The following is a 21,158-nucleotide window of genomic DNA, read 5'->3' on the forward strand; positions in this document are numbered from 1 at the left end:
GCAAATCAGGGGTAGTCACAACGGTCACCAATGACCTGTACAAAACCCTTTGCCCCAGTTTTCAGGGTAAACTTATATTCTGAGCCGTTTACAACAATGGATTTGTGCAATGGTAACTTACCTGAAAGCTTGACAGCTTTTCCACCAAGCGCCGTAAAGACGAAATCCAACGGCTTGGCCGGGTCATACCATGCTTCAATTTTATTTTCAGCATTGTATGCAGACTCACCTTTGGCCGTAATTGTCACACTACCACGCGCAAAACTGACATTGTCATTAACACCGGTATAGATCGGCGTGTTCACATAGAATCGTTTTTCAACAGGACTGTTATCACAAACACGCTTGTTTTCAGCACTCGCAATCAAGAATTTTAGACGATCAAGAGAAACACCGTTCTCAATCTTTTCTTGTAGATCCGTGACAATAACCTTCAACTCCCCAGTCGGGACATCTTTTTGATAACGATTTTCCCAACCTGCAGCGGTTTCTTTCGTCGCCTCCAGATTACTATTAAGCTCGTCTCTTAATTCCATAAGTTCCTGAACAGTTTGTTCCAACTCTTTATTTTTATCGTTCAGGGTTATGACCTTGCGATTGGCCAGTTCAAGTCCAGCCCGATAAGAATACCAGCCTGCTGCACCAATAAGAATTAACGCTATTGCCCATTTAAAAATCGCCCAACGAAAATTGTTTGAACGACGGCGACGGGTTTCACGAAGACCGAGAGACATCGAAATTTTTATCCATACTTAATTGTGTTAAGGTCAAGCTGCGCCTCTACTACGCGCCTAACCGTTGATATACAACAAACTTACTGAATGGCAACTCTAAATTACAGCTTTTGCCTTGTTGAGCAAAGTAAAAGGCGACAATCGAGAATACCAACAGAATAAGACTGTGATTTACCTACCATAATAGATATTTCGAAAAATATACCCTAGTTGTGTCCATTCCATGGCAAAATGGTGTAGTATGAGATTAAACCCATAACCGCAGTTTAAGGGAACCGCCAATGGCAGAAGATGATATCAAGGAAAAAGTCCTCAATGATTTAAGGTCTCTCCGTGGCAAACTTGACCCCGAAATTTTACGCGAAGTCGAGCTTCGAATGAACGGACAGGTCCCCTACGACAAGGAATCTGCGCGGAAAACTGTAGAGCTTTTCCTACACGCTCGTCACGATCAGGGAGCTTTTGCAGAAAAGGTTCTCAAGGCCCTTAAAGATAAAGATCAAGAAAAAGACAGTAAATAGTCCGAATTTCTGAACTCCTTTATCAATTTACCAAACAGCAATTTATCCAGAAACGGATGACAGGCCTTTGCCAATTGCCTATATAACTCTTTCTTCAGGAGAGTTATGTGAACGATACATCAAAATTTATTGCTATTATTGGGGGCGGCCCTGCTGGCCTTATGGCTGCGCATAAACTGCTGGAAATGGGGTATAGAGTCCATTTGTACGATGCAAAGCCCTCTGTTGCCAGAAAGTTTCAACTTGCGGGCCGTGGCGGCCTTAACCTGACGCACAGCGAACCTATCGATGTATTTGCCACTCGTTATTACGAAAATGAAGCCCGCTTTGCCCCTCTTCTAAAAAAATTTAGCCCAAATGACTTAAGAGATTTCTGTCATGCTCTTGGACAGGAAACATTTATCGGATCCAGTGGGCGAATTTTCCCAACCAAGTTTAAAGCTACTGAACTTTTACGGGCATGGTTATCCAACTTATCTCTTAAAGGATTAAAGCTCTTTACGCGTCATAAATGGGTCGGCTTTGATGGAGAGAAAAATCTACTCATCAAAGGAAATGACAACCGTATTACAAGCATATCACCGCAGGCCGCTATTCTGGCACTTGGGGGCGCAAGTTGGGGGAAACTGGGCTCGGATGCTGCATGGGTTCCGATCCTAACCCAACAAGCAATCGAAATAGAACCTTTGGAAGCCGCAAATTGCGGATACGAAACACATTGGCCGCAATCTTTACCCGAAAGCTGTTTTGGACACCCCCTCAAGAATATCTCCCTCTCTCATGCAGACAAAACAACAAAGGGGGAAATCATGCTTTCCTCATATGGTCTGGAGGGAGGTGCGGTCTATGCCCTCAGTAAATCAATCCGTGAAACAATAAACAAAGATCACTCAACAACCGTCCTGATTGATTTGAAACCCAAACACAGCAAAGAAAAGTTGGCAAAAATTCTTGAAGAAAGAGGAACGCATCTGCCACTTGGGAAGTTCCTCAAACAACAACTGCGCTTATCATCGGTCAGCCTAAGCCTTCTCAAAGCCCTTACCAGTAAAGAAGAATTTAACTGCCCACAAACTCTTTCCCAAAAGATAAAGTCTCTGCCTGTTACTCTTCATAAAGCAAGACCCATTGATCGGGCTATTTCTACAGCAGGCGGCATTAAATTTGACGCTTGCACCGACGACTTAATGTTAAAGCGTCTGCCTGGAATTTTTGTTGCCGGGGAAATGCTGGACTGGGAAGCACCGACTGGTGGATATTTACTTCAGGGGTGTTTTTCCATGGCAGTGCATGTCGCCCAAGGTGTTGATCATTATCTCCGAGAACAGTCGTAAGAAATCAAAGATCAGCCCTTCTGCAACAAAAAACCGGGAATGCGTTACATCCCCGGTTTCCAATACCGCTAAATCTTTGGGTACCTTTTCTCTCAGGCCTTATCCAAGATCACCCCGGATAGCCTTTAGAAGAATGGCCGAATATTCTTCAGGTGAGAACTGAATAGGGTTCCCGCCAGCAGATGGATCCTGTGTCGCAAGAACACCAATCTCATCGACTTTGTCTTCATCGATACCAATCGCAGACAGAGCATTTGGAATATCCAGTGTTGTGCGAAGGTCCATCACCCACTGCAGTAATCCGTCAAAAGACGCGTCTTTCAGATCGAGACAACGCGCCAGATAAGCTGTACGGTCTTCGATAACAGAACGGTTGGCAATCAACACATATGGCATCAGGATAGCGTTCAGCATACCGTGGTGCGCATCATAGATCCCCCCAAGCGGGTGAGCCAATGCATGCATGCCTCCAAGACCTTTTTGGAAGGCAGTCGCCCCCATGCTTGACGCAATCATCATATCAGAACGCGCAACCAGATCAGTACCATCTTCAACAGTTTTGACCAAAGATTTCTGGATCAGGCGAATACCTTCAACAGCAATACCATCAGCCATTGGGTGATAGCCTGGCGCACAAAATGCTTCCAGATTATGTGAAAGAGCGTCCATACCTGTCGCTGCCGTCAACTTTGCAGGAAGACCAACGGTCAACTCTGGATCGTCAATGACAACAGATGGCATCATCTTCGCGTGGAAAATGATTTTTTTAACGTGTGTTTCTTCATGTGTAATTACAGAAGCACGACCAACTTCTGAACCAGTGCCAGATGTGGTTGGTACAGCAACGATTGGTGCAATCTTATCTGCATTGGCGCGTGTCCAGTTATCACCAACATCTTCAAAGTCCCAAAGCGGACGATCCTGTCCAACCATCAGGGCCACAGCTTTGGCCGCATCCAGACCTGAACCACCGCCAAAAGCAATAACACCGTCGTGTTTGCCTTTATGATAGAAAGCAACACCGTCCATGATGTTTTGACCAATCGGATTGGGCTTGATGTCACTGAAAACATCACATCCAAGACCCGCTGCTTTACAAGTTGCCACAACATCAGCAACCATTGGCAAGGCAGCAAGGCCAGCATCTGTAATAAGAAGCGGGTTGTTCATTCCAAGACCACTGCAGACATCTGCAATTTCCTTGATGCGACCAACACCAAAACGAACAGTCGTCGGGTAATTCCAATTACCCTGCATATTTTCAATTTTATCGTTCACGGTTTTTTCTCCGTATGAAGTGGAAGGCGTTACGTTTTTCACGTATTTGCTTATTTACCGAACCCAAAGGGTTCGAACGAAGATATCTAAGACAAAAATTGAAGAATTACCAATAAATAAATCTTCAAGCATTTTCTCTCATCACAATGGACACATCATGATGAGAGAAAACACTTGAAGATCACAAAATAACGCACGGTTATTACTTTATTTTTTTCATCTTGGGATCAAACAATGCACCAAAGTGAATTTCGCATTTGTGGCGCACTGTCCCCACTTCCAATTCATACGCACCAGATTCTAGATAAGCCCGATCTACACCATCCTGATTACGTACATAACCGTAACCAATGTTCTTGTTAACGCTAAAACCAAAGCCCGCAGATGTTAACCAACCGACCCGTTCACCATTACGATAGATCGTTTCACGCCCCAAGAGGATGACATCAGCATCGTCAATTGTGAAACAACACAAACTCTTTTTGATACCCTCTTCCTGTTGTACCTCCAAAGCTTTTCGACCTTTAAAATCAATATCCTTTTTGAGCTTACAGGCCCAGGCCATACCCGCTTCTAGCGGCGTATGATCGGGACCAATATCAGAAGCCCAGGCACGATATCCTTTTTCAAGACGCAAGCTCTCAATTGCCCGATAACCAGCATTGCCAATGCCGTACTCCTCCCCGGCGGTCATCAAGGCTTGGTAAACATTGATGGCAAATTCTGTTGGAATATGAAGCTCCCAGCCTAGTTCACCAACATAAGTGACCCTGAGCGCCATAACCGGCGCACCAGAAACACCGATTGTTTGCATAGTGCCAAAGGCAAAGCTTTCATTTGACAACTCATCAGAAGAAATCTTCTGCAATACTTTTCTTGCATCAGGTCCCATCACAGAAAGAACGGAATAACCAGACGTTACATCAACAAGCTGAGCATTTAATCCTGAGGGTATATTTTTCCTGATCCAGTCAAAATCATGCGTGGCATAACCTGTGCCCGTCACAATATAAAACTCGTTTTCGGACACACGTGCCACCGTCAAATCACACTCGATACCACCGCGATCATTCAACATTTGCGTATAGATCAAAGCGCCTGTTTCTTTAGAAACATCATTGGCGCATATCCAACTCAGGGCTTTTTCAGCATCCGGGCCAATCAATTTAAATTTTGCAAATGAAGATTGATCAAAAACAGTTACATTAGAACGAGTTAAATGATGTTCCTGACCAACGTTCTCAAACCAGTTTTGACGCTCAAACGAATAAATATCCTTGGCTTCCTGTCCTTCTTTGGCAAACCAGTTTGGTCTTTCCCATCCCAGCTTCTCGCCAAAACAAGCCCCTTGTTTTTTCAGAACATCATAAAGCGGCGACCTACGATTTGGACGTCCAGATGAATGCTCTTCAAAAGGCCATGCCATTGTATAGTGCTTGCCATAAGCTTCCAACGTACGTTTACGCACCCAGTCGGTATCAAAATGAGCACGACCAAACCTTCTGATATCCACAGGCCACAAATCGTATGGTGGTTCGCCATTGACGACCCATTCGGCCAAAGCCATGCCTGCACCACCACCACCAGCAATACCAAAGGCGTTAAAGCCGGCGCCGACAAAGTAGTTCTTTAGCTCTGGCGCCTCCCCCAGAATGAAGTTTCCATCCGGCGTAAAGCTTTCAGGCCCATTGATAAGCTCGCGAACACCTGCGGTTTCCAAAGCAGGAACACGCCCCAAAGCAAGCTCAATGAGCTGTTCGAAATGATCCCAATTTGAATCCAGCAAGGAGAAATGAAATTTTTCAGGGAAGCCTTTTGTTGCCCAAGGGATACCATTGGGCTCATAACCTCCCATAACCAAACCACCAACATCTTCTTTGTAGTAAGTCAGGCGATCCGGGTCCCGTAATGTCGGTAAATCCGGGGTAATTCCCTCGATTTTCTCAGTAATCATAAACTGATGTTCAACTGATACCAGCGGGACATTCACACCAACTTTCTTGGCTTCCTGACGCGCCCATTGTCCGCAGCAGTTTACAACCTTGTCACAAGCAATACGCCCCTTTGAGGTCACAACGGCAACAACCTTGCCATCTTCCACCTCAACATCAAGAACTTCGGTATCCTCGAAAATTGAGACGCCGTTCATCCGTGCGCCCTTAGCCAAGGAAAGCGTAATATCTGAAGGATTGGCCTGACCGTCTGTCGGTAAAAAGGCAGCACCAACCACATCATCAGTTGTCATCATAGGCCACAGTTCCTGTGCCTCTTTGGGCGTAAGCAACTGCATATCCAAACCAAAGGAATGTGCTGTTGTCGCCTGTCGCTTTACTTCGGTCCAGCGCTCTTGATTACAAGCCAGACGCAACCCGCCATTCATTTTCCAACCGGTTGCCTGCTCCGTTTCTTTTTCCAGATTTTTGTAGAGATCAACAGAATACCCCAATAACTGGGTAATATTGGCATTGGAACGCAACTGTCCCACCAGTCCAGCGGCATGAAAGGTCGTGCCAGATGTTAGCTTGCCGCGCTCGATAAGAACCGTGTCACTATACCCCATCTTTCCCAGATGGTAGGCTGTGGATGTCCCGACTATCCCCCCACCAATGATCACGATACGTGCATCTTTAGGCAAGGCATCAGAGTTTAAATCGGTCATTTTAATATCTCACTTTTTTGGAAGGCCTGAAGCTGTGCTTTAAACTTGTCGAGGTTTTCCTCGGTGTATTTTTGATAATCAAAATCAATGTCGGAATGTATTTCCGACACCATACTCCACATGGTTTCTCGCAAGAGAGAGGCACATTTCATTGCCTCGTATCTATAGAGAAGTTCATCGGTAACTGGACTGTCGAAATAGCTTTCGAGCACCCACTGTTCAGACGGCTTATCCAGTGCTGAATTTGAAACAAGCCCCCCAAGATCAAAGAGCGGGGAATTAAAACCGGCATAGTCCCAATCGAAAAGCCAGATACGGTTACCATCATCGATGAAATTCGCTGCCAGAAGGTCATTGTGCCCAAAAACCAGATCCACCTTACCGACGGCACCCTCCAAGTGCTCAGCGCTATCCAACAACCAGGATAACTCATTGATCATTCGGCTCCGCCCCTCTTTGAGAGTTGCTGCATAGTCCCGAATGACATGGAAAACCCAGAACACGAGGGAAGGCCCACGCAGATATTTCGGTATTTCAGTATGTGCCCGTCGGATCAACGGAATGATCTTTTTCAAGTTATCTGAATCACGAACCATACTCTCATCGAAACAGATCCCTTCGATAAAGCGTAAAACCATGATCCCGTTTTCAGCAAAAACCACTTCCGGTGAAATACCAGCCTGATAAGCCGCCTGGCTCGCGGCCAGCTCGTTAAAGCGCATAACATGGTGCACAGGAATATCTTCCCCAAAACGAACGACGTATTTACCCCGGTTATCCTTTACCGTGTAGTTATGATTGGTGATTCCACCATCCAATGGTTTAAGGCTAATCTTACCGTCCCAACAGGGAAGCTGCCTTATAATATCTTCTTTGTTTGTCATCGGGTTTCCTATCCCAATTCCTAGTTCAATCCCAGGCGTTGCTTTGCTTTACGAGAGCCTGCGGCAATCATGCGATCCGCAATAATGGCTATGAAGGCAATGGAAAGGCCTGCAACAAGTCCACGCCCGGTATCTGCCTTGGTCAGCGCGATATAAACTTCCTGTCCCAGGTCTCGTGTTCCAACCAATGCGGTAATAACCAACATGGAAAGGGCCAGCATTATCGTTTGATTAAGTCCTAATAGAATTTCAGGAAGAGCCAGTGGTAGCTTAACCTTCCAAAGTAGTTGGCGACGTGTGCACCCAGATGTTATCCCAGCCTCTATCAAAGCCGACGGAATATGTTGTATCCCATGGATCGTGTAGCGAATAGCTGGCGCAATTGCATAGAGAACAACCGCCACCATCGCCGAAAAATCACCAACACGAAAAAGCATCACAACAGGGATCAAATAAACAAAACTTGGTAATGTTTGAAGCGTATCAATCATCACCTGCACAACACGCCCCAAGCGATGATTTTCTGCTGCAGCAATTCCGATTGGAATACCTATCAAACAGGCGATCACGACCGACACACCGCACAGGTACACAGTGATCATCGCTTTTTCCCACATACCTGTCGCGACAATAAACAAACTTAGCAGTAGTGTGAGAAGAAACAGTTTCTTGCCCCCTAATTGCCAGGCACCAACACATAGCAAAAGTATCGTCCAAGCCCAGGGCATTTTTAACAAAACAAGCTTCACAGGCACCATAAAGTAAACCAGAACAAAGGTTTTATATGTTTCCAGCGCATCAAAGAAGTTGATATTAATCCATGCGACCAATTCGGCAAGCGATGTACCTACCCCTAATTCTAAAGATTGCGGATAACTTTGAATAGCCGGAACAAAGAGGCCCAAGACCAGTGATAACAAGACGATAAGCGAAACAGATATAAACCACGGATGCCGTTTAACAATATTTAGGTGACCATCCAGATGAATTGGTTCAGATCTGGCGGCAAAAGCTTGGCTTAAACGATCAAGTGCAATAGCGAGAACAACAATACCAACCCCAGCTTCCAGTCCGCCCCCGATGTCCAGTCGGCGTAGTGATGACAACACATCATAACCAAGTCCCCCTGCCCCGATCATTGATGCAATAATCACCATATTCAGTGACAGCATAATCACCTGATTAACACCGACCATAAGCCCGGGAGCAGCAGAAGGAACAAGAACTTTCCACATTAACTGGCGCTTGGTACATCCCGCCATATTTCCAAAATCAACAATTTCGCTCGGCACGCCTTTTAATGACATAATAGCGATACGTGTCATTGGCGGCATGGCATAAATGATCGTTGCAATCATGGCCGCCACAGGACCAAACCCAAACAAAAACAATATGGGTACCAGATAAGCAAAAACAGGTATTGTTTGCATCAAGTCCAGAACGGGCGAGATCGTTTTCTCAAACCAAGGGGAGCGATAAGCTCCGATAGCCAATAACAAACCGCCGACGACACCAAAAGGAACAGCAATGACGATGGATGCCAAAGTCACCATCGCACTATCCCACTGACCGAACATAGCCAAATAAAGGAAGCACCCCCCGATAAACCCTGCGAGCTTCCAATCGCGGGCATAGTGCCCCATTGCAACAACGGCTGCGATCACGGCAATCCAGGATAAAGGAGGAAGAATTTGAAGGGCCTGAGATCCCTGACCTTCCATAAATCCGGTTGAAAAAAGACTTGTGGCAAAAGACAGGGGGATATCCAGCAAACCCGATATCCCACGGGTCAATTCTTTGAAAGTAAAGAAGCCAAAGTTAGCCTCTTCAACCAACCAATCCATAAAGTTGGAAATATATTTTTTAACAGGTATCTGTGATTTTCGCGGAACTTTAAACATCCACTTGGGAAATAACCCTTTGCCTTCAAGATACAAAAAGACAGTGACAAAGAGTGCTATCAACCAAAACAACTTTGCAGAGTTAAGAGGCTGGATATCCAGAATTCTGTTCTTCATTGAGGCAATCACAACGATACCTCGCGCCCCACAAGAACATCCATAACTCTTTTCCGGCTCAAAAGTCCAACAGGTGTGCCCTCAGCCGATATAACAGCAAAAGGCTTATCAGCCTGCTCGATATCATCCGCAATATCGGCAATTACAGTATCTTGAAAAACGGATCCGGCTGTGGCGATTGATGCATCAAAGTCATCTTTCAGCAAACCGGCCGTCAGGACTTTGGCACGCGGTATATGCTGTGTAAATTCGGCAACATAATCTGTCGCCGGGTTCATAACCAAATCCTCAGGCGTCCCAATTTGTATCACCTTGCCGTCTTTCATAATCGCAATTCTGTCGGCGAGACGAATAGCTTCATCAAAATCGTGCGTTATGAAAACAATTGTCTTTTTAAGTACATTTTGTAAGCGGATAAATTCATCCTGCATTTCCCGGCGAATAAGAGGATCCAACGCAGAAAAGGGTTCATCCAAAAACCATATTTCGGGCTCAACGGCCAAAGAGCGCGCAATACCAACACGCTGTTGCTGTCCACCCGACAATTCGCGCGGGTAATAGTTTTCCCGCCCCGACAAGCCAACGAGTTCAATAATTTCTCTAGCAACTTTCTCTCGCTTCTCTCTGGACACTCCCTGTATTTCCAATGGAAAAGCGACGTTCCTCAAAACAGTCAAATGCGGCAGCAGAGCGAAGTGTTGAAACACCATTCCCATCTTGTGACGGCGGATCTCAATCATCTCCTCATCGCTGGCTTTTAATAGATCCTCTCCGTCGAACAGTATCTCACCATCTGTTGGTTCAATAAGGCGGGACAGACATCGCACAAGTGTCGATTTACCAGATCCGGACAACCCCATAATGACGAAGATTTCACCTGAATGAATATCTATATTCACATCCCGGGCACCACCAACAAGGTTGGCTGCCTTCAAATCACGTGATTTCGGCTTATGATTATGTTTGGCAAGAAAGTTCTTTGCATCGGGGCCAAAAATCTTCCAGACACCACGGCACGACAATTTAACTGATGAGTTCATACCCACAGGACCTACACTTAAATAGTTTCACGTTCGGATCTTAAGATCGCAAGTTTACAGATTAAACTGTTAAAGATTACTCAGGGCAGAGTAGTGCAGGAAAGAACCACCTACTCCCCCCGAGTAATTGACATCTTACTTAACCCAAGATGCCCAACGATCTTTATTTGCATCAACCCAGTTACTCACGACAGCATCCATATCTTTACCGTCAAGGTCGACCTCAATAATCATCTGTGACATTTCATCGTTGGAAATGTTAAAGCCTTCAATGGCCTTATGAGCACCAGGCCATTTGTCCTTTACGCCAGACCATGCAACTTTCCAGATTGGTCCTGTTGGCTTGCCACAGTCATAAGCAGCATCTTCGTTAGATCCCCAAGACGGATCACTATAGCATTCAGCAGTATATTTAGGGAACTCAACCCACTCGCCTTCGAACTTAGCAGGTGCCCAGTGAGGGGCATAAACCCACAACAAAACAGGTGCTTTTCTTTGATAAGCAGATTCAAGCTCAGCAAAGAGAGCAGCATCTGTCCCTGCGTGAATAACCTCGAAATCCATTTCAAGTGCTTCAACACGTTCATCATCAAAGCCGCCCCACGTTACAGGCGCACCGAGATAACGTCCTTTCGGGGCCGTTTCAGGTGTGGCGAAAGCTTCTGCACATTCATTCAAAGCTTCCCAATTCGGCAGACCGGGACATACTTCTTTCATATATGAAGGATACCACCACTCTTCGATAGCCTGCATACCTGTTTCACCCAGATTTTCGACTTTGCCAGTCCCGACAGCATCGTCCATTGCCTCGCGACCTGTGGTTTCCCATATCTCCATGGCCACATGAAGATCGCCTTCTTTAAGGCCTGCAAACTGCGCGATATAATCAGCCTGAACATATTCAATATTATAACCAGCTTTTTGAAGCACCGACCCCATGATTTTGGTGGTCAGGAGCTGCCCCGTCCAATCATGCAATGTCAGTTTAATAGGGTCATTTGACTCAACATCAGCAAAAGAAGCTGTTGTTGACATGTTTGATAGCGCCAGACTTCCCAATAAAGCCAATGCAAACCGTGATGTTTTAATCATAAACCTACTCCCTGTAAGGATTTCGAGTTCTTTTTTATTGATTTTTATGTATCAAGATTTTTAATATCCAAAAATATCAACATATATCATCAAAAGTCAACACAAAAACAACATCACGAGCAGGAACATTCGTTCTTGTAGGCTCTCTTGTGGATTTTAAGCGGCTGAATCAACGTCATACAAAAAAAGGCCGCTCGAAAAAATCCAAGCTGCCTTTAAATATAAAATTGATAATTTCCTTAAGTAACCTGAACACTTTCGCTCAGATACTATTTAACCTCATTACCGAGTTACAATGACTTCGACCTCAGCATCCCTGAGGCAAGCAGCTAATTCCGGATCAGGTTCTCCATCAGTAATCAGGATATCAATAACCTTTAGTGGCGCAACTTTGACCAGACGAGATCGATTAAACTTGCTCTGATCGACCACAACAATCGTTTTTTGTGCCTGTTCCATTACGGTACGTGAAAACTCTGCTTCTTCCAAATGGTCAACCATCAATCCCTTGACCGGGTCCAACCCACCCAGCGATAGAACAGCATATTTCACATCAAACTGCTTAATAAAGGCAATGGCCGAAGGACCAAAGGCAGCGGCATCATCGGCGCGCAACTCTCCCCCGGCAATATAAACCCTGTTCCCGTTACGGGTTGCCAGCGCTCTGGCCGTTTCCACAGAATTAGTGACAACAAGCAGGTTTGAATGCTCCTGCAGCGCGTGCGCCGCAATAGCCGTCGTACTTCCGGTATCCAGTATTAATGAATCACTGCTCTGAATTATTTTAGAGAGCTCAAAACCAATGCGCTGTTTAGCCTCGTGGTTCTCAACCATCCTGTATTGAAAAGGAGGTTCATGTCCTTCATCAGGAACAATAATGCCGCCATGCACCTTTTCAACTAACCCAGCACTAACCATCGGCTTTACATCCCGTCGAATGGTCTCGTCAGATACTGAAAATTGATCGGCAAGCTCGAGGATTGTACAAAGCCCCTTGTGCCGAACCGCCCTCAAGATCTCTTTTTGTCTTGTTGTTGAATGCATGAAACTGATTACCCTCTCTCAACTATCTAAGAGATAAGGTAATTCACATCAAAAATCAAATTTTTGAACCGCGAGACATTCAGCGCAACAAGCCACTTAATTCTAGAACAATGCCAGTTAACGCCGAGCCTTATTCATATTCTTTTTCGTTTTGGATGTTGGTTCAGCAATCAAGGGATCATCAGGCCAATAATGACGGGGATATCGCCCCTTCATATCTTTTTTTACTTCATGATAGGTATTCGCCCAGAAACCAGCTAAATCACTGGTTACTTGTAGTGGACGCCGCGCGGGTGATAGTAAATGAAGACGTAGAGGAATACGCCCCCCAAAAATTGACGGCGTTACCGATAACCCAAAAAGTTCCTGAAGCCTGACTTCAAGAATGGGCAGCTTGGGATCAACATAATTAATCCTTGCTGTATTTCCGGTCGGAAGCTCAATCCGGCTTGGAAAATTTTCATCCAAAAATTGACGCTTATCCCATCCCAGAAATGAAAGCAAAATGCTCTTAAAATCCAACGCCTGCAATGCTTTAAATGTCGTGACACTATCCAGATAAGGCAATAACCAGCTCTCAAGGCTTGAAATTAACCCAGCTTCAGAAAAATCAAGCCAATCAGTCTTCTGTGCAAGCGCGCCAGCAGAAATAACCCGATGGCACAAATGTTCAAAGTCAGCATCCGGCTCAAGAATTGTTAGGCCTCTGCCCCTTACTAACGTCAGGATTTCCTGTTTGATTGCCTCCTGATCAGGCTCTTTAACGCGCGTCGCTTTGAGAATGACTTCGCCGCAACGTTCAACCTCTTCCCCCAGAAAAACACCCTTCAAGTCGTCCAGTCGTACTCGATCTTCCAATACGATGCTTTCAGCATGAAACTTGCGGATTTGACTTTCAGACACCTCAATAGCCTGGTACACGCGCGCTGAAGCCCCTGCGCCACCTATATTTGTCATCACAAGATAAGGCCTTGATGCCAAGGGGTCCAACTCATCCAGCTCTGCCCCTTTACCGCCAGATAGTTTAAAGCGTCCCACGGCATTTTTGCGGAGCTTTCCAATGCGATCAGGATAGGCAAGAGACGCCAAACCACCAACATGCTCTGTATTAAAAGTTGTATCCGGCCTTACACCCAACGCTCTGGCATATTGCTCTGCTGTGCGTTTGACCTGTTTCAAACGATAGGAATCAAATTTGAACCCTCTTTCCTTCGACTTACTTGTAAAAGCATCAATCCGGACCAGAAGATTGGTCTGTGTCTTCGCCGATCCCTCTTGTAGGATATCTCTTTCGGTTAGCAACGCCGCAATCAAACAGGCAAGCCAACCTGCGTTCTCCTCCCTTCCCCGAACAAGCATATGAGCAAGCCTGGGATGAACAGGAAGTCGGGACATGTTTTTACCGTGATCTGTAATGTGATCACTTTGATCAATAGCCCCCAAAGACCTGAGCAACTCTATTGCCTGTTTCCAGGATGACTTGGGGGGAACGGTGCACCAACTGAGCTCTTCAGGACCTGTTGCCCCCCAATTTAAAAGCTCAAGCACAAGGGAACAAAGATCAGCCTCCTGAATCTCTGGTCGATCCTGTAATGCCAACGCCCCATTCTGGGATTCCGGCCACAAACGATAACAGATCCCGGGTTCCAGACGGCCGGCCCGACCAGCTCTTTGATCTGCTGACGCCCGTGAGACACGAATAGTTTCCAGCCTTGTCAAACCTGACGAAGGATCAAATCGCGGGCTACGCCGAAAGCCACAGTCAATAATTATTCTGATGCCATCAATAGTCAAACTTGTCTCGGCAATAGAGGTCGCCAAAACAACTTTGCGTCTACCATCCCCGACAGGCTCAATTGCTTTTCGTTGTTTTGCCATAGGCAAATCACCATAGAGAGGATAAACCTCAATGTCTGTCGTCGTTTTCTTAGACAATAAGAGATTCTCTACTCGCTTTATTTCTCCAACGCCCGGCAAGAAAGCAAGGATACTTCCACCCTCTTCCGCAAGAGCCTCTTCTATCTTATCAGCCATATCAAAAGGAATATTCCGACGTTCAGTTTCTTTCCCGTATTTTATCTCAACAGGAAAGCTGCGTCCTTCGCTTGTAATAACGGGTGCATCATCCATCAAACGAGAAACTGCCTGCCCATCCAAGGTCGCCGACATAACCAAAATTCGAAGATCATCTCGAAGTGCGGCCTGAACCTCTAAACAAAGAGCAAGTCCCAAGTCTGCCTGTAAACTGCGTTCGTGAAACTCATCAAAAATAACCAATCCGACACCGGATAATTCAGGATCGTTTTGCAGCATTCGGGTTAAAATACCCTCAGTAACAACCTCAACCCTTGTTCGGGCACTCACCTTCTTTTCCAGACGGATACGATAACCGACGGTTTCACCAAGATCTTCGCCTAAAAGCTCAGCCATTCGTGTGGCTGCAGCTCGCGCGGCGAGACGTCTTGGCTCAAGCATGATTATTTTATTATCGCCAAGCCAATCTGATTGTAGAAGATGTAAAGGCACACCGGTTGTCTTACCCGCACCCGGCGGAGCCTGAAGCACTAACGAGGTATTTTCTACAAGTTTTTGTGCGATTTGCGGAAGAACGGAATCTATAGGTAAGCCAGTCATAACAGGCTTATATCATTACTAACTCTGAGATATCTAGGATTTAGAAGCGAAAAGAAACACGTGATTATTCTTTAGCCAGAATTCTCTAAGCAATTGCTCGTTCCATTGACCTTACAATTAAAGAGCTTTATAGCCTCATCGCCCTTTAACCGAGCCTCATCAGCAATACATTTCGACCAGATATCCAGGCTTTCAAGAAAGTAAGTCACTTCTTTTTTACAACGCTCAAAATCCTTGGCATCCAAAAACTGAATTTCGATATACTGGTTCGTACATTGAGGTGGCTCATAATTTGGCTTTTGACACTCAGCCAGAACTGGCCCTGTCCATATTATTCCCCCAACAATCAAAGGAATAGAAGCTCGTTTTATAGTACTCGGCATATCAATATTTCCGTGACGTAAAGATGACAGGCACCCCACAAGGTTCGTACGACTATCCTCTTCTTGATATCTCAGAATGGTAAAGGAAGCTATAATGCCTTATTCAACAAATCAGCTTACACTTTAATCAAAAACAAAAGGGCACCCAAATGGATGCCCTTTAAAATCGTCAGTGCTGATCTTAACCAGCTTTTTTCTCAGCTTCCTGCCCACCAGGGTTCGGGCTAAAAAATTTCTCATATTTGCCAGACACCCCATTGAATTCATCGGCATCAGCAGGAGGTTGCCCTTGCTCTGTAATATTGGGCCAGATCTCTGCATACTTAGTGTTCATTTCCAGCCACTTTTCTGCTTCCGGATCAGTATCCGGCAAGATCGCTTCCGCAGGACATTCCGGTTCACAAACACCACAGTCAATACATTCATCAGGATGGATAACGAGAGTGTTTTCCCCTTCATAGAAGCAATCTACGGGGCAAACCTCAACACAATCCATGTACTTGCATTTAATGCAATTATCCGCAACGACATAAGTCATAACGCACTCCAGTGATCAGCCAACCATCAAAATGACTGACAAATAAAATCAAGACGCTTTGTTATAGCCGAGTTCTTTATGGCTTTCGATCAAACGCTTACGCAAAGAAGATGCCGTAGCCTCACCATCACCTGTAGGCTGGTAAAACACATTCACATCCGCAGATTTATTCCGGTTCAAGGAACGAAGCGTTGCATCACTTTCTATTTCAAGCGTATCAAAGCCACAGCGTTGCATAAGCTGAATCTGATCATATAAGACATCACCTACAGCCCTGACTTCCCCCTCAAACTCATAGCGCTCTTTTAGAATACGCGCATAGGAATAGGCTCTGCCATCACCAAACGCCGGAAAATTCAAGGCGATCAAAGAGAGTTTATTTAAATCATCTTCGATCAATTCAGGCGACTCATTACTCTCGAGCAAAACACCAAGTTCCAGACCAAGACCAGTCAAAGTCTCTTTTTCACTGTTCCAGCGATCAAGCGATACAATGATCGAAGCCCCGGTAGAAACCTCGGCTTCATTATCCAGTTTGGTCCATTTATCAGCAATCTGACGTCCATCTTTTATGAGCGGCATTTTACTTCTCTTTTCTCTTCTATCTGCCTGACTAGCACGTCCTAAAAAGTTCCACCGGACATATGCTAGCTTTGGCTAGGTTAAACTTTCATCAAACAAAAAGCCCGACGGCTTATGCTGTTTTGTTTCTTGCGGCACCTGTATCAAGAAAGTGAATACCGCACTCAGTCTTGTCTTGATTTTTCCAGCGTCCACTACGTGGATCGTCACCCGGTTCAACCCTGTCTGTACAAGGCATACATCCCACAGATGGGTACCCTTCTGCTTCTAACGGATGACGCGGCAGGTTGTGCTTATTGAAATAAGCCGCGATCTCATCGCGCTCCCAATAGGCAAGCGGATTGATTTTGATCCGGGAACCCTCTGCCTCAACAAGCTCTAATTTGGCACGTGTTACAGACTGAAATCTTTTACGTCCTGAAATCCAGGCATCAAGATCATCAAGCGCACGGTTCATAGGCTCAACCTTACGCACCCAACAACACATATCGGTGTCTTGGTTCCAGAGGATACCTTTGGGATCTTTCTCGGAAAGCTTTGCTTCCTCGGGCAGGATCTGACGCACATCAGTAAGCCCCAAAAACTCCGTCAACTGACGTCGATACCGATGGGTTTCACCAAATAACTTACCCGTATCCATAAAGATGACAGGTGTGTTTGGATTAACCTGAGCAACGAGATGCAAAAGGATTGCTGACTCTGTCCCAAAAGAAGAGACAAGAGCAACCCGTCCTTTAAATTCATCTTCAATTAGCCGGACAAGAGCATCATGGGTCGACAAATTCCGTACACTGTTCAGCAATTCTGCGGCACGGGATTTTGTCGTTTCCAAGCGCTCTCGTGCGCTTCCTTCTTTTGGTAACAAGGTCGATGCCTTAAGCATAAAGTCTTTCCTTGAACGGAGCCATGCCAACCCGGTTATAAGCATCAAGGAAACTTTCCTCGGCACCGTCGCGGATCTCTAGGTAGGTGTTCACCACAGTTTCAACCGCATCGACAATTTTATCATAGGCAAATGAAGGCCCGATAATCTTGCCGATCGCAGCATTTTCGTTGGCATTTCCACCCAATGTAATCTGGTAATATTCTTCACCTTTACGGTCCACACCCAAAATACCGATATGACCCACATGGTGATGACCACACGCATTGATACACCCTGAAATCTTTAGCTTCAGCTCACCGATATCATATTGACGCTCAATATCAGCAAAACGCTTGCTAATGGCCTGAGCAACCGGGATCGAACGCGCATTTGCAAGAGCACAATAATCCAGCCCCGGGCAGACGATCATATCCGAAATCAAGCCAAGATTTCCAGTTGCCAATCCTGCTTCCTGTAAACCAAGGAAAACATCATACAGATCATCAAGCTTCACATGTGGCAAAACGAGATTTTGTTCATGTGTCGCCCGAATTTCATCAAAACTGTATTTCTCAGCCAGATCCGCAACAACTTCCATCTGATCATCAGTGATATCACCCGGCGCCTCGCCTTCGGGCTTCAAAGAGATATTCGCAATGGCGTAGCCTGGCTTTTTATGCGCAACAACGTTCGCACGCACCCAGGTTGCAAAACCACGATCTTCGAAGCGTTTTACTTCGAACGACCGGGATGTTGCATCAAGTGTTTCAAAAGTTGGCGGCGCAAAGTAATCGTTAATGCGATCAACTTCTTCCAACGGCAGATTCAACGCTGTATCTTTGATCCGGTTCCATTCTTCCTCGACCAGACGACGGATTTCATCAATGCCTGTTTCATGCACCAGAATTTTGATACGCGCTTTGTATTTGTTATCACGACGACCGATCTGGTTATACACACGCAGAATGGCTTCAAGGTAAGATAACAGGTGTTCCTTAGGCAGGAATTCACGAACGACTTTACCAATCATAGGTGTACGTCCCTGACCACCACCAACGTGAACTTCAAAGCCAACTTCACCATCATCATTTTTAACAATTGCCAAGCCAATATCGTGGACACGAATGGCAGCACGGTCAGTTGTCGCCCCGGTCACAGCAACCTTGAACTTACGAGGCAAGAAAGTGAATTCCGGGTGCAGAGAAGACCACTGGCGAATGATTTCGCAATAAACGCGCGGATCTTCAATCTCGTCAGCAGCAGCACCTGCATACTGATCAGATGTGGTGTTTCTTATGCAGTTACCACTGGTCTGAATCGCATGCATCTCAACTTCTGCAAGTTCCTTGAGAATAGCGGGAACATCCTTCAGCACAGGCCAGTTGTATTGAATATTCTGACGCGTCGTAAAGTGACCATAGCCCCGGTCATATTTGCGGGCAATATGGGCCAGTTTACGCATCTGCACTGAATTGAAAGTCCCATAGGGAATAGCAACACGGAGCATATAGGCATGCAATTGCAGATAAAGACCGTTCATCAAACGCAATGGTTTAAATTGATCTTCGGTCAAATCGCCTTCAATACGGCGCTCTACCTGATCCCCGAATTGTGCAACACGTTGTTGAACAAAATCATAGTCAAATTCGTCATAGCGATACATTGCGTTATTCCTTAACTAGCCCAGATGAAACCGACCCCGATGAATTGGCCGGAGTACCGTGACCGTAGTGTACGGTTGGGCCTTTCGCCCGAATGCCTTCCTTGACTGAAAGCGGCTGCAGACCAGCTTCATTACGCTCTACTTTAATCAGGTAAGGACCAACAATAAGCTGGTTCGCTTCGGCCTTTTCGGCTTCAGCCAACAACGCTGCTGCGCCATCGTTATCTTCAACAGCCTTTGCTGAGGCAAAATGATCTGTCCATTCTTCATTTTCACCGAAATAGACAACACCACCACCAAGCAGCCTGTTCGCAGTCATAATTTGCAATGACATGTTCTTTACTCTCTCCAAACCGTGCCGGTTATAGACCGGCAACTGCGACTTCATTCAAAAAGGAAGCCGTATTTTTATTTTCCAACGCAGCAGAAGTAATCTGCTGTAGATCAGATGTACTGGCATAGGCTGCGACTGATCCAACAACGATCAGTGAAGGGCCTGTTACCTGATGTCGCTTAACCATCTCAGCAGCATCAAAAAGCTGTCCGGGAAGAACTCTCTGATCAATACGCGTACCATTCTCAATGATCGCAATTGGTGTCTTTGGATCCTGGCCGTGTTCGATCAACCGATCGGATATCTGTCCGGCATTCTTAAGTCCCATGTAAAAGACCAATGTTTGGCGACTGTTAATCAAGCTCGACCAATCAGCTGCGGTCATATCATCACCCGTCTGCCCGGTAACAAAAGTGACCATCGATGCGTGTTCGCGATGAGTTAACGGTATGCCAGATGCCGCCGCACAACCAACCGCAGCCGTAATCCCTGGAACGATATCAACTTCAATCCCGGCAGATTGCAGTACATCCATTTCTTCACCACCACGGCCAAAGACAAATGGATCACCACCTTTGAGGCGAACAACACGCAGTCCCTTACGTGCTTCACGAACAAGGATGTCATTAATCTCGTCTTGAGTATGACTATGATGTCCCGGTGCTTTACCAACATAAATACGATCCGCATCACGGCGCACATAATCCAGAATTTCATCACTGATCAATCGGTCATATACAACGACATCAGCTTGCTGCATAAATCTCATGGCGCGAAAAGTAAGAAGATCAGGATCACCCGGGCCTGCACCAACGATGGCAACATGACCGTCTGCATTTTCCTGCTTCCAGTTCCGGTTAATCAGCCCTAACATACTCTCGCGGGCAGAAACTTCACGCCCGGAAAGAACAGACTCTGCAATGGGACCATCAAAGAAATTTTCCCAAAACTTTCTACGGTCGTTACCGTTAGAAATGGTTCCCTTCACCGCGCCACGAAAACTGTCCGCGAACGAAGCAAGACGTCCGAGCGCAGGGGGTAACATCCCTTCAATTTTCTCGCGAAGATTACGCGCAAGAATTGGTGCAGAACCACCACTGGAAATACCAATAACAATCGGTGATCGATCAACAATCGCAGGCATAATGAAGTCTGACAGTTCAGGGCGATCAACCGCATTAACCTTGATCCCCTGTGTTCGCGCAGCTTTCGCAACCGAGGCATCAATCTCTTCAATATCAGTTGCCGCAAAAACAAGACTTGCGCCTGTAACGTCTTCATTCAGGAATTTACGACCTAAGTGATCAACTTCAGCCTGCGCAACCAGTTCTTCAATCTCGGTACAGAGTGAAGGTGCGATCACAGTTACCGCGGCATCAGCTTTACGAAGCAAACGCAGTTTCCTTGCAGCTAAGTCGCCGCCGCCAACCAAAACAACTTTCTGCCCCTTAAGAGACAGGAAAATCGGAAAGTGATCCATGACACCCTCACACCTATTTCACACATAATTATGAGAAATTATTTTCTCAATTACATTAACTCACAGTGAATAGAT

18 protein-coding genes are annotated in these 21,158 nt (G+C 45.8%); 2 read left to right on the top strand and 16 right to left on the bottom strand.

Annotated features, from left to right (window positions below):
• Positions 1–5: 5 nt before the first annotated feature.
• Positions 6–734 (bottom strand): hypothetical protein, encoded by a 729-nt coding sequence (locus tag BKB51_RS06655; RefSeq protein WP_085900346.1) that lies wholly within the window; start codon positions 732–734, stop codon positions 6–8.
• Between the two features lie 281 nt (positions 735–1,015).
• On the opposite strand from BKB51_RS06655, the gene BKB51_RS06660 reads away from it, so the two are divergent.
• A complete protein-coding gene (locus BKB51_RS06660; RefSeq protein WP_085900347.1) occupies positions 1,016–1,255 on the top strand; it encodes a hypothetical protein in 240 nt (79 codons plus the stop codon).
• Positions 1,256–1,362: 107 nt separating this feature from the next.
• Entirely contained in the window at positions 1,363–2,589 is a 1,227-nt protein-coding gene (locus BKB51_RS06665; RefSeq protein ID WP_198946671.1) for a TIGR03862 family flavoprotein, read from the top strand.
• Positions 2,590–2,688: 99 nt separating this feature from the next.
• Here BKB51_RS06665 and BKB51_RS06670 read toward each other — a convergent pair whose 3' ends face one another.
• The 15 genes from BKB51_RS06670 to cysG all read right to left on the bottom strand — a co-directional run bounded on the left by BKB51_RS06670 (position 2,689) and on the right by cysG (position 21,083).
• On the bottom strand, positions 2,689–3,867 hold the full coding sequence (locus tag BKB51_RS06670) for an iron-containing alcohol dehydrogenase (protein ID WP_198946672.1): 1,179 nt from the start codon (positions 3,865–3,867) through the stop codon (positions 2,689–2,691).
• 202 nt (positions 3,868–4,069) lie between these two features.
• On the bottom strand, positions 4,070–6,526 hold the full coding sequence (locus tag BKB51_RS06675; protein WP_085900348.1) for a GcvT family protein: 2,457 nt from the start codon (positions 6,524–6,526) through the stop codon (positions 4,070–4,072).
• Positions 6,523–7,410, bottom strand: a complete 888-nt coding sequence (locus BKB51_RS06680; protein ID WP_085900349.1) for a phosphotransferase — start codon at positions 7,408–7,410, stop codon at positions 6,523–6,525. Before BKB51_RS06680 ends, BKB51_RS06675 begins: the two co-directional genes overlap by 4 nt.
• 20 nt (positions 7,411–7,430) lie before the next feature.
• Positions 7,431–9,428, bottom strand: coding sequence for an ABC transporter permease (locus BKB51_RS06685; protein ID WP_085900849.1), 1,998 nt, complete (start codon positions 9,426–9,428; stop codon positions 7,431–7,433).
• Positions 9,429–9,436: 8 nt separating this feature from the next.
• Positions 9,437–10,468, bottom strand: coding sequence for a quaternary amine ABC transporter ATP-binding protein (locus BKB51_RS06690; RefSeq protein WP_085900350.1), 1,032 nt, complete (start codon positions 10,466–10,468; stop codon positions 9,437–9,439).
• Between the two features lie 135 nt (positions 10,469–10,603).
• The gene (locus BKB51_RS06695) at positions 10,604–11,560 is read right to left on the bottom strand and encodes an ABC transporter substrate-binding protein (protein WP_085900351.1); all 957 of its coding nucleotides are present in this window, start codon (positions 11,558–11,560) and stop codon (positions 10,604–10,606) included.
• 282 nt (positions 11,561–11,842) lie between these two features.
• Positions 11,843–12,604 (bottom strand): DeoR/GlpR family DNA-binding transcription regulator, encoded by a 762-nt coding sequence (locus BKB51_RS06700; RefSeq protein WP_085900352.1) that lies wholly within the window; start codon positions 12,602–12,604, stop codon positions 11,843–11,845.
• A 117-nt stretch (positions 12,605–12,721) separates the two neighbouring features.
• Positions 12,722–15,238, bottom strand: coding sequence for an ATP-dependent helicase HrpB (gene hrpB / locus BKB51_RS06705; protein WP_085900353.1), 2,517 nt, complete (start codon positions 15,236–15,238; stop codon positions 12,722–12,724).
• A 71-nt stretch (positions 15,239–15,309) separates the two neighbouring features.
• Complete coding sequence (locus tag BKB51_RS06710; RefSeq protein ID WP_085900354.1) at positions 15,310–15,621, bottom strand: hypothetical protein; 312 nt, start codon at positions 15,619–15,621, stop codon at positions 15,310–15,312.
• A 181-nt stretch (positions 15,622–15,802) separates the two neighbouring features.
• Entirely contained in the window at positions 15,803–16,159 is a 357-nt protein-coding gene (fdxA, locus tag BKB51_RS06715; protein ID WP_085900355.1) for a ferredoxin FdxA, read from the bottom strand.
• Positions 16,160–16,207: 48 nt separating this feature from the next.
• Positions 16,208–16,741, bottom strand: a complete 534-nt coding sequence (locus BKB51_RS06720; protein ID WP_085900356.1) for a DUF934 domain-containing protein — start codon at positions 16,739–16,741, stop codon at positions 16,208–16,210.
• Positions 16,742–16,853: 112 nt separating this feature from the next.
• Positions 16,854–17,624, bottom strand: a complete 771-nt coding sequence (locus tag BKB51_RS06725) for a phosphoadenylyl-sulfate reductase (protein ID WP_085900357.1) — start codon at positions 17,622–17,624, stop codon at positions 16,854–16,856.
• Positions 17,617–19,269 carry a nitrite/sulfite reductase gene (locus BKB51_RS06730; RefSeq protein ID WP_085900358.1) on the bottom strand — a complete coding sequence of 551 codons (1,653 nt, stop codon included), beginning with the start codon at positions 19,267–19,269 and terminating at the stop codon, positions 17,617–17,619. The genes BKB51_RS06725 and BKB51_RS06730 overlap by 8 nt, the downstream gene beginning before the upstream one ends.
• Positions 19,270–19,273: 4 nt before the next feature.
• On the bottom strand, positions 19,274–19,603 hold the full coding sequence (locus BKB51_RS06735) for a DUF2849 domain-containing protein (RefSeq protein ID WP_158090168.1): 330 nt from the start codon (positions 19,601–19,603) through the stop codon (positions 19,274–19,276).
• A 28-nt stretch (positions 19,604–19,631) separates the two neighbouring features.
• Positions 19,632–21,083 carry a siroheme synthase CysG gene (gene cysG / locus BKB51_RS06740; RefSeq protein ID WP_085900360.1) on the bottom strand — a complete coding sequence of 484 codons (1,452 nt, stop codon included), beginning with the start codon at positions 21,081–21,083 and terminating at the stop codon, positions 19,632–19,634.
• Positions 21,084–21,158: the final 75 nt, after the last annotated feature.

It is taken from the genome of Kiloniella majae (assembly GCF_002118315.1).
GTDB lineage: Bacteria > Pseudomonadota > Alphaproteobacteria > Kiloniellales > Kiloniellaceae > Kiloniella > Kiloniella majae.

What these genes read in the sequence shown, in the direction of transcription:
- BKB51_RS06655 (WP_085900346.1), bottom strand. Translation starts at nt 734, where the DNA reads ATGTCTCTCGGTCTTCGTGAAACCCGTCGCCGTCGTTCAAACAATTTT.
- BKB51_RS06660 (WP_085900347.1), top strand. Translation starts at nt 1,016, where the DNA reads ATGGCAGAAGATGATATCAAGGAAAAAGTCCTCAATGATTTAAGGTCT.
- BKB51_RS06675 (WP_085900348.1), bottom strand. Translation starts at nt 6,526, where the DNA reads ATGACCGATTTAAACTCTGATGCCTTGCCTAAAGATGCACGTATCGTG.
- BKB51_RS06680 (WP_085900349.1), bottom strand. Translation starts at nt 7,410, where the DNA reads ATGACAAACAAAGAAGATATTATAAGGCAGCTTCCCTGTTGGGACGGT.
- BKB51_RS06685 (WP_085900849.1), bottom strand. Translation starts at nt 9,428, where the DNA reads ATGAAGAACAGAATTCTGGATATCCAGCCTCTTAACTCTGCAAAGTTG.
- BKB51_RS06690 (WP_085900350.1), bottom strand. Translation starts at nt 10,468, where the DNA reads ATGAACTCATCAGTTAAATTGTCGTGCCGTGGTGTCTGGAAGATTTTT.
- BKB51_RS06695 (WP_085900351.1), bottom strand. Translation starts at nt 11,560, where the DNA reads ATGATTAAAACATCACGGTTTGCATTGGCTTTATTGGGAAGTCTGGCG.
- BKB51_RS06700 (WP_085900352.1), bottom strand. Translation starts at nt 12,604, where the DNA reads ATGCATTCAACAACAAGACAAAAAGAGATCTTGAGGGCGGTTCGGCAC.
- hrpB (WP_085900353.1), bottom strand. Translation starts at nt 15,238, where the DNA reads ATGACTGGCTTACCTATAGATTCCGTTCTTCCGCAAATCGCACAAAAA.
- BKB51_RS06710 (WP_085900354.1), bottom strand. Translation starts at nt 15,621, where the DNA reads ATGCCGAGTACTATAAAACGAGCTTCTATTCCTTTGATTGTTGGGGGA.
- fdxA (WP_085900355.1), bottom strand. Translation starts at nt 16,159, where the DNA reads ATGACTTATGTCGTTGCGGATAATTGCATTAAATGCAAGTACATGGAT.
- BKB51_RS06720 (WP_085900356.1), bottom strand. Translation starts at nt 16,741, where the DNA reads ATGCCGCTCATAAAAGATGGACGTCAGATTGCTGATAAATGGACCAAA.
- BKB51_RS06725 (WP_085900357.1), bottom strand. Translation starts at nt 17,624, where the DNA reads ATGCTTAAGGCATCGACCTTGTTACCAAAAGAAGGAAGCGCACGAGAG.
- BKB51_RS06730 (WP_085900358.1), bottom strand. Translation starts at nt 19,269, where the DNA reads ATGTATCGCTATGACGAATTTGACTATGATTTTGTTCAACAACGTGTT.
- BKB51_RS06735 (WP_158090168.1), bottom strand. Translation starts at nt 19,603, where the DNA reads ATGTCATTGCAAATTATGACTGCGAACAGGCTGCTTGGTGGTGGTGTT.
- cysG (WP_085900360.1), bottom strand. Translation starts at nt 21,083, where the DNA reads ATGGATCACTTTCCGATTTTCCTGTCTCTTAAGGGGCAGAAAGTTGTT.